The following is a 15,697-nucleotide window of genomic DNA, read 5'->3' on the forward strand; positions in this document are numbered from 1 at the left end:
GAGTATGGGCGAGGACAGCGCTATATGCCCATGCCAGCGGGGCTGAAGAATAAATAAAGTTTAATGGACGGGGATCCTGGCGAGTCGGATCTGAAAAATTTGTAATCCGAGCGCCACGAGCCTGATCAAAGCTCCAGCCCCTGAAAAAAGCTGTGGGAGCGAGCTTGCTCACGATAGGGTCGTGTCCAGTCAACAAGTGTGTTGCCTGGTGCACCGCTATCGCGAGCAAGCTCGCTCCCACAGGTTTGGTTGGGGCTTTTGTCAGCTATGCAGCGTTTCGGCCGCGTACAGCGTGTTCTCCAGCAGGCAGGCCCGGGTCATCGGGCCGACGCCGCCCGGTACCGGGGTGATCCAGCCGGCGCGGGGCAGGGCAGTCTCGTAGACCACGTCACCCACCAGCTTGCCGTCTTCCTGGCGATTGATGCCCACGTCGATGACGATCGCGCCTTCCTTGATCCACTCACCCTTGACCAGGCCTGGCTTGCCCGCCGCCACGACCACCAGGTCGGCACGGCCGACGTGGCCCGCCAGGTCCTTGGTGAAGCGGTGGGTCACGGTGACGGTGCAGCCGGCCAGCAGCAATTCCATGGCCATTGGGCGGCCAACGATATTGGACGCGCCCACGACGACGGCGTCGAGCCCATAAAGATCCACGCCGGTGCTTTCCAGCAAGGTCATGATGCCCTTGGGGGTGCAGGGGCGCAGCAGGGGGATGCGTTGGGCGAGGCGGCCTACGTTATAAGGGTGGAAGCCGTCGACGTCTTTGTCCGGGCGGATACGCTCCAGCAGTTTCGAGGCGTCGAGGTGCTCGGGCAGCGGGAGCTGGAGCAGAACGCCGTCGATGTTCGGATCGTCATTGAGACGGTCGATCAGGTCGGCCAGCGCCTGCTGAGTGGTTTCGGAAGGCAGGTCGTAGGCCTGGGAAAGGAAGCCGACCTCTTCACAGTCTTTACGCTTGTGCGAGACATAAACCTGAGAGGCAGGATCGCTGCCGACCAGGATCACCGCCAGGCCGGGCGTGCGCAGACCTTGCTCGCGGCGCTCGGTGACTCGTTGGGCGATCTGCTGGCGCAGGCTGGCGGCGATCGATTTGCCGTCGATAAGTTGTGCAGTCATTGCGCGTGGTTAACCATCGAGAGGGGAAAAAAAGAGAACGCATTCTCGCATGCTGAGGCGTGAGGGCAAAGGCGCTTGGTCTGCAAATTCCCCTAAGCCCTTTAATTAAATGAATTTTTTTCAGAAAAGAGTTGACGACCTATCAGGCCGTCTATAACATTCGTCGCACTTGTCGGGCACAGCCTAGCACTGGTTAAGAAGGTGGAGCGGAGTTGGTTGTTTCAACTCGGCAAAACTGAAAGCACTTAGTTTGTAATCGTCCAAGAATACAGATTAAAAAGGCGCCCGTAGCTCAGCTGGATAGAGCATCCGCCTTCTAAGCGGATGGTCGCAGGTTCGAGTCCTGCCGGGTGCGCCATTAGGCAGCTTTGGCACAAGTAACGCAACAAGGCAATATGGTGGGCGTAGCTCAGTTGGTAGAGCACGGGATTGTGACTCCCGTTGTCGTGGGTTCGATCCCCATCGTCCACCCCATATTCTAGAAAGGCGCCAGATTTAACGGTCTGGCGCCTTTGCTTTAAACAGCTTGAAACGCGGATGTGGTGGAATTGGTAGACACACTGGATTTAGGTTCCAGCGCCGCAAGGTGTGAGAGTTCGAGTCTCTCCGTCCGCACCATACAAGTGGCTATTTAATTAGCAGAGAACGGCGCAGAACCTGAAAAGGGCTGCGCCGTTTTTGTTTTCATGGGTTGTGTGTTCGCGTCTGCGCTGGTTTTCACGCGGACGCGTCGTAGTCGATTCGTCGCAAAAGTGTTTCGCGATGATGCTCGACAGGTTCGCCGGCCTTCCTCTGGAGGCGGCATGCCAGGTTGTTGGAAATGACGCTTCTATATATAGAAGCGCTTTGCAGAGCCTTGGCGATGAGTGACTGTATTTGCAAACCGGGCGGGGCATGACCGATTGTCCCGCTCCTTAATTCGGCGCCTGTTTCCTGCGCGTTTTCAGTAGGGTGACTTCTTGAGTTTGACCTACTAGAATGCATGCCCTTGATTCTGGGGTCGGAAACGCCCGGCCAACGTCTGTGCAACGAGGAATATCCATGCAAGTTTCTGTTGAAAATACTTCTGCTCTTGAGCGCCGCATGAGCATCACCGTGCCAGCTGAGCGTATCGAGACTCAGGTCAACAAGCGTCTGCAGCAGACTGCCCAAAAGGCCAAGATTCCAGGTTTCCGCCCAGGCAAAGTGCCAATGAGCGTGATTCGTCAGCGTTATGAAGCTGATGCGCGCCAGGAAGCCGTGGGCGACGTGATCCAGTCTTCGTTCTACGAAGCTGTGGTCGAGCAGAAGCTGAACCCGGCTGGCGCTCCTTCCGTCGAGCCTAAAGTGCTGGAAAAAGGCAAGGACCTCGAGTTCGTTGCCACGTTCGAAGTGTTCCCTGAGTTCACTGTCGCCGGTTTCGAGTCCATTGCCGTCGAGCGCCTGAGCGCTGACGTGTCGGACGCCGACCTGGACAAGATGCTGGACATCCTGCGCAAGCAGAACACCCGTTTCGAAGTGGCTGATCGTGCTGCCCAGACCGAAGATCAACTGAACATTGACTTCGTCGGCAAGGTTGACGGTGAAGTGTTCGCTGGCGGCTCCGCCAAGGGCACCCAGCTGGTGCTGGGCTCCGGTCGCATGATCCCAGGTTTCGAAGATGGCCTGGTCGGCGCCAAGGCTGGCGAAGAGCGCGTCCTGAACGTGACCTTCCCAGAGGACTACCAGAACCTGGACCTGGCTGGCAAAGCCGCTGAGTTCACCGTGACCGTCAACAGCGTTTCCGAGCCGAAGCTGCCTGAGCTGAACGAAGAGTTCTTCGCCCAGTTCGGTATCAAGGAAACCGGGCTGGAAGGTTTCCGCGCCGAAGTTCGCAAGAACATGGAGCGTGAGCTGCGCCAGGCCATCAAGTCCAAGGTGAAGAACCAGGTCATGGACGGTCTGCTGGCCTCCAACCCGATCGAAGTGCCAAAGGCCCTTCTGGACAACGAAGTGAACCGTCTGCGCGTGCAGGCCGTCCAGCAGTTCGGTGGCAACATCAAGCCAGACCAACTGCCTGCCGAGCTGTTCGAAGAGCAAGCCAAGCGCCGCGTCGTGCTGGGTCTGATCGTTGCCGAAGTGGTCAAGCAATTCGAACTCAAGCCTGACGAAGCCCGTGTTCGCGAACTGATCCAGGAAATGGCCTCGGCCTACCAGGAACCTGAGCAGGTCGTGTCCTGGTACTACAAGAACGACCAGCAACTGAACGAAGTCCGTTCGGTTGTGCTGGAAGAACAAGTTGTGGATACTGTTCTGCAGAAAGCTAGCGTGACCGACAAAGCGGTCTCTTACGAAGAAGCGGTCAAGCCGGTGGAAGCTCCACAAGCCGATTGATGGTTTCGCGGTAAGAAACACACACCCATAAGCCAGCCTTCGCGCTGGCTTATGCGTATTCAAGACATAACTATTTGGGAGTGACTGCGAGACATGTCCCGCAATTCTTTTTATCAGCAGAGCTCTGACATCCAGGCCGCAGGCGGTCTGGTCCCGATGGTTATCGAGCAGTCCGCCCGTGGCGAACGTGCCTATGACATCTACTCGCGTCTGCTCAAGGAGCGAGTGATTTTTCTGGTGGGCCCGGTTGAGGACTACATGGCCAACCTGATCTGTGCACAACTGCTGTTCCTTGAAGCGGAAAACCCGGACAAGGACATCCATCTCTATATCAACTCGCCGGGCGGTTCGGTGACTGCCGGCATGTCGATCTACGACACCATGCAGTTCATCAAGCCGAACGTCTCGACCACTTGTATCGGCCAGGCGTGCAGCATGGGTGCGTTCTTGCTGACCGCCGGTGCTCAGGGCAAGCGTTACTGCCTGCCTAACTCGCGTGTGATGATTCACCAGCCACTGGGCGGTTTCCAGGGCCAGGCATCGGATATCGAGATCCATGCCAAGGAAATCCTCTTCATTCGCGAGCGCCTCAACACCTTGATGGCCAAGCACAGCGGGCGCACCCTTGAAGAAATCGAGCGCGATACGAACCGCGACAACTTCATGAGCGCCGAAGCCGCACGTGAATATGGCCTGATCGACGAAGTGATCAGCCAGCGCCCCGCTTAATATAAGCCGCTCAAAATGAGGGTGGTCGGCATGTCCGATCACCTGCGGGCTTGAAAAAGCCCGCAATTGCCTTCATCTTGTGTTGCAAGCCTATCGGATTTGGATCGATCGAATGACTGACACCCGCAACGGCGAGGACAACGGCAAACTGCTTTATTGCTCCTTCTGTGGCAAAAGCCAGCATGAAGTACGCAAATTGATTGCCGGCCCCTCGGTCTTCATTTGCGACGAGTGCGTCGACCTGTGCAATGACATCATCCGTGAGGAGGTGCAGGAAGCCCAGGCCGAGAGCAGCGCGCATAAGTTGCCTTCGCCCAAAGAAATCAGCGGCATCCTTGACCAGTATGTAATCGGTCAGGAGCGCGCAAAAAAGGTACTGGCCGTAGCGGTATACAACCACTACAAGCGCCTGAACCAGCGTGACAAGAAGAATGACGAGGTCGAGCTCGGCAAGAGCAACATCCTGCTGATCGGCCCGACAGGCTCGGGTAAGACCCTGCTGGCCGAGACCCTGGCCCGCTTGCTGAACGTTCCGTTCACCATCGCCGACGCAACCACCCTCACCGAGGCGGGTTATGTGGGTGAGGACGTCGAGAACATCATTCAGAAGCTGCTGCAAAAGTGCGATTACGATGTGGAAAAAGCCCAGATGGGTATTGTCTACATCGACGAAATCGACAAGATTTCCCGCAAGTCCGACAACCCGTCGATCACCCGGGACGTTTCCGGTGAAGGCGTGCAGCAGGCCTTGCTGAAGTTGATCGAAGGCACGGTTGCCTCCGTTCCGCCCCAGGGCGGTCGCAAGCATCCGCAGCAGGAGTTCCTGCAGGTCGACACCCGTAACATCCTGTTCATCTGTGGTGGTGCGTTCTCTGGCCTCGAAAAGGTCATCCAGAATCGTTCCACTCGCGGCGGCATCGGCTTCAACGCCGAAGTGCGCAGCAAGGAAGAAGGCAAGAAGGTTGGTGAATCCCTGCGTGAAGTCGAGCCTGACGATTTGGTCAAGTTCGGTCTGATCCCTGAGTTCGTCGGCCGTCTGCCGGTCCTGGCGACATTGGATGAGTTGGATGAAGCGGCGTTGATGCAGATTCTTACCGAGCCGAAGAACGCCCTGACCAAGCAATATGCCAAGCTGTTCGAAATGGAAGGTGTAGACCTGGAATTCCGTTCCGACGCGCTGAAATCCGTCGCCAAGCGTGCCCTGGAGCGTAAAACCGGTGCCCGTGGGTTGCGTTCGATTCTCGAAGGCGTATTGCTGGACACGATGTACGAGATCCCGTCGCAGTCCGACGTCAGCAAGGTCGTCATCGACGAAAGCGTCATAGAAGGCAAGTCCAAGCCACTGTATATCTACGAAAACAGTGAGCCGGCTGCCAAGGCTGCACCGGACGCGTGAGTGTCCCGCAGTTGAAATAAAAGAAGGGGCCTTCGGGCCCCTTTGCTATTAGCGCGTTTTAGACGTGTCTTAGCGCTTGTTTTTTTTGAAGGCTGCCCCCATCTTGGTTTCAAGCTTACTTCCATCTGTTTACGGCCTTATGGCCGCCGTAGAGGCGAAATCATGAAGACAACCATCGAATTGCCTCTCCTGCCATTGCGCGATGTCGTGGTGTATCCGCACATGGTTATCCCGCTGTTCGTGGGGCGCGAGAAGTCCATCGAAGCCCTTGAGGCCGCGATGACGGGTGATAAGCAGATTCTTCTGATCGCTCAGAGAAATCCTGCCGACGACGATCCCGGCGAAGACGCACTTTATCGCGTAGGTACGATTGCAACGGTCCTGCAATTGCTCAAGCTGCCCGACGGCACCGTCAAGGTCCTGGTTGAAGGCGAGCAGCGTGGGGCAGTCGAGCGTTTCAGCGAAGTGGACGGGTATTGCCGTGCCGAGGTCTCGCTGATCGACGAAGTCGATGCGCCGGAGCGTGAATCCGAGGTGTTTGTCCGCAGCCTGCTGTCGCAGTTCGAACAGTACGTGCAATTGGGCAAGAAGGTGCCAGCCGAGGTCCTGTCGTCGCTCAACAGCATCGACGAGCCCGGACGCCTGGTCGACACGATGGCGGCCCACATGGCCCTCAAGATCGAGCAGAAGCAGGAAATTCTTGAAATCATCGATTTGTCGGCCCGTGTCGAACACGTACTGGCCTTGCTCGATGGCGAGATCGACTTGCTGCAGGTCGAGAAGCGCATTCGCGGGCGCGTGAAGAAACAGATGGAGCGCAGCCAGCGCGAGTACTACCTGAACGAGCAGATGAAGGCCATTCAGAAAGAGCTCGGCGACGGCGATGAAGGTCATAACGAAATCGAAGAGCTGAAGAAGCGCATCGATGCCGCCGGCCTGCCAAAGGATGCCCTTGCCAAGGCCCAGGCCGAGCTGAACAAACTCAAGCAGATGTCGCCGATGTCGGCCGAAGCCACCGTGGTGCGTTCCTACATCGACTGGCTGGTCCAGGTGCCGTGGAAGGCCCAGAGCAAGGTTCGCCTGGACCTGGCGCGTGCCGAAGACATCCTGGATGCGGACCACTACGGTCTGGAAGAGGTCAAGGAGCGCATCCTTGAATACCTCGCCGTGCAAAAACGCGTGAAAAAGATTCGTGGCCCGGTGCTGTGCCTGGTTGGGCCTCCGGGGGTCGGTAAAACCTCCCTGGCGGAATCGATTGCCCACGCCACCAACCGCAAGTTCGTTCGGATGGCACTGGGTGGCGTGCGTGACGAGGCTGAAATTCGCGGCCATCGTCGGACGTACATCGGCTCCATGCCAGGAAGATTGATTCAAAAGATGACAAAGGTGGGCGTGCGCAACCCTCTGTTCCTCTTGGATGAAATCGACAAGATGGGCAGCGATATGCGCGGTGATCCGGCATCTGCGTTGCTCGAAGTGCTCGATCCCGAGCAGAATCACAACTTCAACGACCACTATCTGGAAGTTGATTACGACCTGTCGGACGTGATGTTCCTTTGCACCTCCAACTCGATGAATATTCCGCCAGCGTTGCTGGACCGGATGGAGGTGATTCGTCTGCCGGGCTACACCGAAGACGAGAAGATCAACATCGCCGTCAAATACCTTTCGCCGAAGCAGATCCAGGCCAATGGCCTGAAAAAGGGCGAGCTGGAATTCGACGAGGAAGCGATCCGCGACATCATTCGTTACTACACTCGCGAGGCCGGTGTACGTGGCCTGGAGCGTCAGATCGCCAAGGTCTGCCGCAAGGCGGTGAAGGAACATGCTCTGGAGAAACGCTTTGCGGTCAAGGTGACTTCGGACTCGCTGGAGCATTTCCTGGGCGTGCGCAAATTCCGCTACGGCCTGGCGGAGCAGCAGGACCAGATCGGGCAGGTGACCGGCCTGGCGTGGACGCAAGTCGGTGGCGAGCTGTTGACCATCGAAGCCGCCGTCGTACCGGGCAAGGGCCAGTTGATCAAGACCGGCTCCCTGGGGGATGTCATGGTCGAATCGATCACTGCGGCGCTGACGGTTGTTCGCAGCCGTGCTCGTAGCCTGGGCATTCCGCTGGATTTCCATGAAAAGCGCGACACCCATATCCACATGCCTGAAGGTGCGACGCCCAAGGACGGTCCGAGTGCTGGCGTAGGCATGTGCACGGCATTGGTATCGGCGCTGACCGGCATTCCGGTGCGGGCCGATGTGGCCATGACCGGGGAAATCACCCTGCGTGGCCAGGTGCTGGCGATTGGCGGCCTGAAGGAAAAACTGCTGGCGGCTCACCGTGGTGGCATCAAGATCGTGATCATTCCTGAAGAGAATGTTCGTGATCTGAAGGAAATTCCTGACAACATCAAGCAGGATCTTCAGATCAAACCGGTTAAATGGATTGACGAGGTCCTGCAAATTGCGCTGCAATACGCGCCGGAGCCCTTGCCGGATGTGGCTCCGGAGATTGTCGCGAAGGAAGAAAAGCGAGAGTCTGACTCTAAGGAAAGAATTAGCACGCATTAATACGCATTTGCCTGGGGGGCTTCCTTGACAGTTTTTTAGAGCCCTTGTTATAAAGCGGCTCTTAAGTGTCTGCAGGCCATTCAGCACTCGTTTTTGCTTTCACCAAAAAAACTTAGAATCATCTCAAAATAGATATAAGGGGACTTAGAGTGAACAAGTCGGAACTGATTGATGCTATCGCTGCATCCGCTGATATCCCGAAAGCTGCTGCTGGCCGTGCGCTGGACGCTGTAATCGAATCCGTCACTGGCGCTCTCAAGGCTGGCGACTCTGTTGTTCTGGTTGGTTTCGGTACGTTCTCCGTTACCGACCGTCCAGCTCGTGTTGGTCGCAACCCGCAGACCGGCAAGACGCTGCAGATCGCTGCTGCCAAAAAGCCAGGCTTCAAAGCTGGTAAAGCGCTGAAAGAAGCCGTTAACTAAGGTTTCATTGAGTTTATCCGGGTCGGGGTCATGCCTGGCTTGGCAGCGGAGCGGTAATGCGTCCGGTAACATCCGGGCTGTCACGCCAGGGCTCGCGGGTTCGAGCCCGGTCCGCTCCGCCAGTTACGAGAAGGCGCATCCTCGGATGCGCCTTTCTTCTATCCGGATTCTACCCACGCTCCACGGTTGCCTAAATTTGAAGTTCAACCGTTTCTGGGGGACGCATGCTGCAGAATATCAGGGACAATTCACAAGGCTGGATTGCCAAGACCATCATCGGGGTCATCGTCGCATTGATGGCGTTGACCGGTTTCGATGCCATTTTCAAAGCCACCACCAACAGTAACGAAGCGGCCAAGGTCAACGGCGAAAACATCAGCCAGAACGAGCTGAGCCAGGCGGTCGACATGCAACGCCGCCAGCTCATGCAACAGTTGGGCAAGGATTTCGACGCTTCGTTGTTGGACGAAAAAATGCTGCGCGACTCGGCGCTCAAGGGCCTGATCGATCGCAAATTGCTGTTGCAAGGTGCCCATGACGCGAAATTCGCGTTCTCCGAAGCCGCGCTGGACCAAGTGATCCTGCAAACGCCTGAGTTTCAGGTCGACGGCAAGTTCAGCCCCGAGCGTTTCGATCAAGTGATTCGCCAGTTGGGTTATGGTCGCTTGCAATTCCGCCAGATGTTGGCCCAGGAAATGCTGATCGGCCAATTGCGCGCCGGCCTGGCCGGCAGCGGCTTCGTCACCGATGCCCAGGTGCTGGCGTTCGCCCGCCTGGAAAAGCAGACGCGTGACTTCGCCACCCTGACCGTCAAGGCAGATCCATCGGCGGTGAAGTTGACCGACGACGAGGTCAAGGCTTACTACGACCAGCATGCCAAGGAATTCATGACGCCTGACCAGGTTGTCATCGATTACCTTGAATTGAAGAAAGCGTCGTTCTTCGACCAAGTCAGCGTCAACGACGAAGATTTGCAAGCGGCCTATCAGAAAGAGATCGCCAATCTGTCTGAACAACGACGGGCTGCGCATATCCTGATCGAAGTGAACGACAAGGTCACCGAAGCCCAGGCCAAGGCGAAAATCGAGGAAATCCAGGCTCGCCTGGCCAAAGGCGAATCGTTCGAGGCGTTGGCGAAGGAATACTCCCAGGACCCGGGTTCGGCAAACAATGGCGGTGACCTGGGTTATGCCGGGCCAGGTGTCTACGACCCCGAGTTTGAAAAGGCGCTGTACGCCTTGAACAAGGATCAGGTATCGGCGCCGGTGCGAACCGATTTCGGCTTGCACCTGATCAAGCTGCTGGGCGTGGAAGCACCTGAGGTTCCGACCTTTGCGAGCCTGAAGGACAAGCTCACTCGCGAATTGAAGACCCAGCAGGTGGAGCAACGCTTCGTTGAAGCGACCAAGCAATTGGAAGATGCGTCGTTCGAAGCTTCGGACCTCGCCCAACCGGCCCAGGACCTGAAGCTGACCGTGCATACGTCGGCGCCGTTCGGTCGTGAAGGCGGTGAAGGGATTGCGGCCAACCGCGCCGTAGTCACTGCTGCGTTCAGCCCGGAAGTCCTGGAGGAGGGCGCCAACAGCACCGCCATCGAACTGGACCCGGAAACGGTCGTGGTGCTGCGTGCCAAGGAGCACCGCAAGCCTGAGCAAATGCCGCTGGAAAGCGTGGCCGGTCCTATCCGCGCCCAGTTGGCCAAGGAGCACGCCAGCGCGGCAGCCAAGACTCGTGCAGACGAGCTGATCGCCAGCCTGCGTGATGGCAAGGCTGCGTTGGACAAGCCCGTCAATGGCCAAGGCTGGAAAGCCGTCGAAGCGGCTACCCGTGGCCAGGAGGGTGTTGACCCTGCGGTGTTGCAGGCGTTGTTCCGCATGCCCAAGCCTGAGTCGAAGGACAATCCGACGTTTGCCAGCGTGACCTTGGCTGACGGCAGCGTGACGGTGTTGCGCTTGAATGGCGTAAACGAAGCGGCGGCACCGACCGAGGCAGAAAAAACCGAGTATCGCCGCTACCTGGCGTCCCGTGTCGGCCAGCAGGACTTCGCGGCTTATCGCAAGCAGTTGGAAAGCCAGGCAGACATCAAGCGTTTCTGATGGTCTGAAGGTTTTGCTTGTCAGGACCCCGGCCGAAAGGTCGGGGTCTTTTTGTATCTGTGTATTGCTACGGATAGGGATGTTTCGTCGATTCGTCGAGTTTTGTCTTTTTCCTGTCGAGAAGCACCCGTAGACTTGTAAGCCCTTTGAGACATGATTAGCCAAGCTGCCCGGCAGCGTTCTGTTGCACAATACGCGCCGGAATGTTTTCCCCAGGATGTTCAATGTTCAGATCACTTCACATGCGCACCGTTGGGCTGGCATTGCTGCTGGCCGTCGCAACCGGTTGTTCCTCCAAGAAGACGGCCATCTACGAGCACGAGAATTTTGATGATTCGGGCACGTTCTCGCGCACTTATCCGGTGACTGATGTGGCGACCTGTGAGGCGGGCCGTCGGGCATTGCTCAGCCAGGGATACATCATCACCAGCAGCGATCCGAAGCTGGTCAGCGGTCACAAGAGTTTCCAGCAGACCGGTGACACCCACATGGAGATCAGTTTCAATCTGGTCTGCGCCGAGGACGGCGGCCCCGGACATCGCGCGACCATATTCGCCAATGCCCTGCAGGACCGTTATGCCCTGAAGAAAATCAATAACTCCGCCAGCCTGGGCGTGGGGGTATTGGGGTCTGTGTCGATGCCGATTGGCTCTTCGGATGATTCTATGGTCAAGGTGGCCAGCGAAACCGTGTCGGCAGCCAAGTTCTACGAGCGTTTCTTTACGTTGGTGGAACTCTTCCTGCCTCCGGAAGCAAAAAAAGCCGTCGAGACCGGCGACAAACCGAAAACCGAGCTAGGCGTTCCCGAGCCCAAGGCCGAACCGGCTGCATTGGCTCCCCCTCCAGCCCCTCAGCCGGCGGCGCTGCAGGCACCCGAACCGACGCCAGCCCCTGCACCTGCGACGCCGGTCGAACCCGCTCCCGCTGTGTCGGAGCCGGTCGCACCACCGGTCGAGCCCGCGCCGATTGCCCCCAGCGAGCCCGAGTCCTCTGCACCTTCGTCGACGGAAACCATTACGCCGCCACCGGCCAGTTCCCTGCCGGCGCCGACCGAGCCCATCCAGCCACTTCCTGCGTCCTGAGGCGCTATGGCAAGGGAGGTAATCCCTTGCTACATCTCCCGGCTTTAAATTCCCGATGCTGTGCTACGTTTAATTCATGAAGCCTCGGCTTCATGTTTTGTTCATAAAGCAGCCTTATGCTGACTCCAGGCCTTCAGGCACTGGTTCAACGAATTGGGAAGGACACGCAATGGATGACTATCAGGAAGAGCTGCTGGAATATCAGGCGTATGAGCTGGATCCGTTGGAGCCCGCCGAAGACGCGACGGAGCTGTAGGTAGGCCAGGTAGCTGCCGCGGTATGCGTCAAAGAGCGACGCTCAAGCGCCCTTGCGACTGCGACGAAACTCTCCCGGCGTCTGGTTGTTCCAGCGCTTGAAAGCACGCTGGAACGCCTCGGCTGAGGCAAACCCGAGCAGGTAGGCGATTTCGCCGAAGGCCAGTTCCGTGTCGCGAATGTACGTCATGGCCAGGTCTCGGCGGGTGTCGTTGAGAATGGCCCTGTATTGCGTACCTTCTTCAGCCAGCTTGCGACGCAACGTCCAGGTCGGCAACTTCAGGCGCATGGCCACTTCTTCGAGATCCGGCTCCCGTCCGCCATTGAGCAAAGGTCCCAGCAATTGGATGATGCGCTCACGCAAGCTGCGGGTTCGTGTCAGTTGCTCCAATTCCCGCTCACATAATTGGACCAGATGGTGCCAGGTGCTTGGGCAATGCTGGCGGTTGCGCTGGGCAAGACTGTCCAGGCCCAGGCGCAGCTGGTTCTGTTCGGCGCCGAACTGGATCGGGCACTCGCCTAAAACACGATAGGCCTCCAGGTACTGCGGCTCCTGGAATTCGATTTCGATACGTTCAGCCCGCAGCGGGACGTCGCTTATGCTGGACAGCTGTTGGAGCCAGCCGGCGATGATCGAATCCACGACAAAGCGGTTATAGGCGTTATACGGACTGATGGAATAGAACCGCAGCCACGCACCTCTGGCGTCCTCGTGGAAACTCGATTGCCCACGGTAGTTGGAACCGTACAGGGGTTCGAAGCGGATCATGCAGCGTGCGGCTTCGCGCACGGTAGGTGCTTGCGCCGCGGTGACGCCGGCCAGCCCGGCCTGGCTCAAGCGGCTGAGCTGGCCCATGCGCAGGCCCAGGGCCGGATCCCGGGTCAGTTGGATCGCGGCATGACCCAGGCGCATGTAGCGCGGAATCGACAGGCGAGCCCCGGGTTCGGCCAGGCGCGCCGCATCGAGGCCGTACTGTTCAAGCAGTGGCAGAGGATCCTGCCCATGGCTGGCCACTGCATCAGCGAGGCTGTGGACGAAACCTACGGACAGGTCGCCCAGGCGCATCGGTTGCGGCTTCATGTTCACAGCCACAGGTTGAGCAGGCGTGCGCCACGGGCTTCGCCGTCGGCGAATTGCTGGCCGTCGTGGCTGATGAAACTCTGGCCGGCGCTGCCGCTGTCCCAGAATTGCCCGCGCAGGAACACGCTGACACCGCCACGCGCCTGGCTGACCGGCAATCGGCTGGTCAATGTCAGGCGTCGCCAGGCCTGGCCTTCGTTCACTTCACCGGGCTTGAGGCTCACTTCGCTCGGGGTGGTCAGGCCTTTATAGCCGTTCCAGGGTTTGTTCCAGGCATCGCGACCGACGACGAAGGCTGGTACGGCGATCAGTTGCGCGCCTTGTTCGTTGAGTTGCCGATAGTGCAGCGGGTACCAACTGTCGGTACCGATCAGCACGCCCAGGCGTCCAGCGGGCGTTTCTATCACATGCGTGGCGTCTGGCTCGGCCTGCAGCACGTCCTGCTGGTCAAAGGCCGGATAGCGTTGACGCTGGGGCTGGCCGATGGGGCGGCCGTCGCGGCCGAACACCAGGCTGCTGTTGTACAGGGCGCCGCGCCCGACGGTCAGTTCGCCTTCATTGACGCTGGGCTCGGGCAGGACGATGGAACCGGCCACCAGCGTTACGTTGAATTCCCTGGCGAGCCCGCCGAACAGGATTTGATAGTCGCGGGCCATGGCGCCTGCCTTCATGCGCAGGTACGCATCGTCCAGGCGGTTGTCGCCCTGGGCGGCGGCCAACGCGCGAAGGAACGCCAGCGGGTTGCTGAGCGCCAGCCAATGCATGGCTTGTTTCAAGGTCGGTGCCTGGTACACCTCGTCTTTTTCACCGCTGACCATCAACCAGGTACCGATGTGCTCGGGCAGGACCACGATGGTCTTGTCGTTGAGAAAGCCTTGGTCGCGAGCGGTTTGCAGGTAGGCCGCGAGCTTTCGATGCAAGCGTTCGGGGCTCTGGTAGTCGGTGGGGAATAATTCAGGCTGGATACCCAGCAGGTTGCCTCGATCGGCGGGGGTGCCTTGGTCGACCGCCAGGTTGATCCGCAGATCCGACAGGTAATGGCCCATCGGGCGGTCTGCTGTCCACGAGGCGTAGGTGATCAGGACGGCCAACAACGCCAGGGAGAACAGCAGGTACAGAAATTTGCGCATGAGAACAGTCGGTCGCCGCGTACAGGATCGTGATTTTTCATCAAGAGTCACTTGGCAGGGTACGGAAAACAATGGATTAGCGAAAGGGTGTCCACCGGACATCGCCCTAGTGACTCTTGGCCTTCCTGATGCGAAGCATGATCAGCAGCATGATCAACAATACCGGCGGCGCCATGCCCAGTAGCGCGTCACGGGCAGACAGATTCGCCCCCAGCGTATGCAGCCCGCTATAGACCAGTTTGAACAAGTTGATCAGGTAGTAGGTGATGGCGATGATGGATAAACCTTCCACGGCACGTTGAATCTTGATTTGTGCGTCAGCGCGGGCGTTGAGGCTGCGCAGGATTTCCGCGTTCTGGTCCTCCATCTCGACCTGTACACGGGCTTGCAGCAGGTCGCCCAGGTTGGCAACGCTCATGGCCAGTTGTTCAAGACGCTGTTCGGTGGCGGCGCAATACCGCACCGTCGGTTTGAAGCGCCGCTCGATGAACACGCCCAATCGCTGACAGTCACCCAGGTGGCTTTCCCGCAACTCGCCCAGGCGTTCGAAGACCAGTTGCGCATAGGCTCGGGTAGCGCTGAACCGGTGGCGATTCTTGACGGTACTGCTGACGACCTGGCGGGACAGTTGGGTGATATCTTCCAGCAAGGCCTTGGCATGCACACCGCTGGCGTTTGCATTGCGCTCGGAAAGCGCCACGAGGGTGCGATCGAACTCATTCAGTTGCGGGTCCAGTGCCTTGGCGGTGCTCAGCGACAACGACGCCATCATGCGATAGGTTTCGATTTCCAACAGCCGCCGGATCATCCGTCCCTGGCGGTAGGCGTTGAGTTTTCGATTGATGAACAGCAAGCGATTGGTACCGTCCTCGGTCAGTCGAAAGTCGCTCCAGACCACGGCATCGCCGCCGCCGACACTGGAGCCGCACGGGTCCTTGAAGCCGTAGCTGGCCAGGTCGAGTCCTGCTTCGCCGCGCACCAGCACCTGAACGGCGTTGATGATGTGCTCGCGGTGTTCTTCGATGCCCCGCGCCAGGCACTCGGGCAAGGCGGCCCACTGCAGCGCATGGCTGCCCGCCGCAACGACCAGGGTCAGGGTGAAGAATTCGGTGTGGCGCTCCCACTTCAGAGGATGCCCGTCCAGCCGGGTGATGCCCTGTGCGGCCTCGCTCGCCACCGTGTCGGGGCACAACTGCCCGAGCAGCTTTTCGCATCGGACGTTGTCACCCAGCAAGGCCAAGTGAAAGACGTGGGCCGGTTCGTCGAAATACAGTGACGGGCGGGCGTGCAATTCGTTGTGCAGTTCTTTTCGTTGGGGATGCATGCGAGGCGACCGTGTGGTTGGCGTTATTGTTGGGTAGAGCACCTGCCAGCTTCCATAGGACTCGCGCTCTTTGCCGCAAGTCACGACCATCGCCGGACGTCGCTGCGCATTTGGATCATTAACTTGTCAGTTACGGTCATTGAGCGCCTGCACCC

The 15,697-nt window shown here is 58.5% G+C and carries 11 protein-coding genes and 3 tRNA genes; 10 read left to right on the forward strand and 4 right to left on the reverse strand.

The genetic code is table 11. The features are described from left to right. Nucleotides 1-261: 261 nt before the first annotated feature. Nucleotides 262-1,116, reverse strand: a complete 855-nt coding sequence (gene folD / locus KSS97_RS10380) for a bifunctional methylenetetrahydrofolate dehydrogenase/methenyltetrahydrofolate cyclohydrolase FolD (protein WP_214508978.1) — start codon at nucleotides 1,114-1,116, stop codon at nucleotides 262-264. Between the two features lie 281 nt (nucleotides 1,117-1,397). Between folD and KSS97_RS10385 the strand changes: the two genes are divergently transcribed. The 10 genes from KSS97_RS10385 to KSS97_RS10430 all read left to right on the forward strand — a co-directional run bounded on the left by KSS97_RS10385 (nucleotide 1,398) and on the right by KSS97_RS10430 (nucleotide 11,752). Then, a tRNA-Arg gene (locus KSS97_RS10385) sits at nucleotides 1,398-1,474 on the forward strand. 40 nt (nucleotides 1,475-1,514) lie between these two features. Then, nucleotides 1,515-1,590, forward strand: a tRNA-His gene (locus KSS97_RS10390). A 59-nt stretch (nucleotides 1,591-1,649) separates the two neighbouring features. Next, nucleotides 1,650-1,734, forward strand: a tRNA-Leu gene (locus KSS97_RS10395). Nucleotides 1,735-2,157: 423 nt separating this feature from the next. Beyond that, nucleotides 2,158-3,468 (forward strand): trigger factor, encoded by a 1,311-nt coding sequence (gene tig, locus KSS97_RS10400; protein WP_030140020.1) that lies wholly within the window; start codon nucleotides 2,158-2,160, stop codon nucleotides 3,466-3,468. A gap of 93 nt (nucleotides 3,469-3,561) precedes the next feature. Further along, nucleotides 3,562-4,197 (forward strand): ATP-dependent Clp endopeptidase proteolytic subunit ClpP, encoded by a 636-nt coding sequence (clpP, locus tag KSS97_RS10405; RefSeq protein WP_030140021.1) that lies wholly within the window; start codon nucleotides 3,562-3,564, stop codon nucleotides 4,195-4,197. Between the two features lie 112 nt (nucleotides 4,198-4,309). Further along, nucleotides 4,310-5,593: an ATP-dependent Clp protease ATP-binding subunit ClpX gene (gene clpX / locus KSS97_RS10410; protein ID WP_030140022.1), complete on the forward strand. Its 1,284-nt coding sequence runs from the start codon at nucleotides 4,310-4,312 to the stop codon at nucleotides 5,591-5,593. Between the two features lie 162 nt (nucleotides 5,594-5,755). Then, nucleotides 5,756-8,152: an endopeptidase La gene (lon, locus tag KSS97_RS10415; protein WP_030140023.1), complete on the forward strand. Its 2,397-nt coding sequence runs from the start codon at nucleotides 5,756-5,758 to the stop codon at nucleotides 8,150-8,152. 149 nt (nucleotides 8,153-8,301) lie between these two features. Further along, the gene (locus KSS97_RS10420; RefSeq protein ID WP_008077714.1) at nucleotides 8,302-8,574 is read left to right on the forward strand and encodes an HU family DNA-binding protein; all 273 of its coding nucleotides are present in this window, start codon (nucleotides 8,302-8,304) and stop codon (nucleotides 8,572-8,574) included. 224 nt (nucleotides 8,575-8,798) lie between these two features. Further along, a complete protein-coding gene (locus tag KSS97_RS10425; protein ID WP_217861578.1) occupies nucleotides 8,799-10,670 on the forward strand; it encodes a SurA N-terminal domain-containing protein in 1,872 nt (623 codons plus the stop codon). A gap of 224 nt (nucleotides 10,671-10,894) precedes the next feature. Then, nucleotides 10,895-11,752: a DUF2242 domain-containing protein gene (locus KSS97_RS10430; protein ID WP_198797793.1), complete on the forward strand. Its 858-nt coding sequence runs from the start codon at nucleotides 10,895-10,897 to the stop codon at nucleotides 11,750-11,752. A 298-nt stretch (nucleotides 11,753-12,050) separates the two neighbouring features. Here KSS97_RS10430 and KSS97_RS10435 read toward each other — a convergent pair whose 3' ends face one another. From KSS97_RS10435 to KSS97_RS10445, 3 genes are all read right to left on the reverse strand, one after another. Continuing rightward, complete coding sequence (locus KSS97_RS10435; RefSeq protein ID WP_198797792.1) at nucleotides 12,051-13,088, reverse strand: AraC family transcriptional regulator; 1,038 nt, start codon at nucleotides 13,086-13,088, stop codon at nucleotides 12,051-12,053. A gap of 2 nt (nucleotides 13,089-13,090) precedes the next feature. After that, nucleotides 13,091-14,218, reverse strand: coding sequence for a carbon-nitrogen hydrolase family protein (locus KSS97_RS10440; protein ID WP_217861579.1), 1,128 nt, complete (start codon nucleotides 14,216-14,218; stop codon nucleotides 13,091-13,093). A 106-nt stretch (nucleotides 14,219-14,324) separates the two neighbouring features. Then, entirely contained in the window at nucleotides 14,325-15,542 is a 1,218-nt protein-coding gene (locus tag KSS97_RS10445) for a DUF3422 domain-containing protein (protein ID WP_030140028.1), read from the reverse strand. Between the last annotated feature and the right edge of the window lie 155 nt (nucleotides 15,543-15,697).

Source organism: Pseudomonas alvandae (assembly GCF_019141525.1).
Lineage (GTDB): Bacteria > Pseudomonadota > Gammaproteobacteria > Pseudomonadales > Pseudomonadaceae > Aquipseudomonas > Aquipseudomonas alvandae.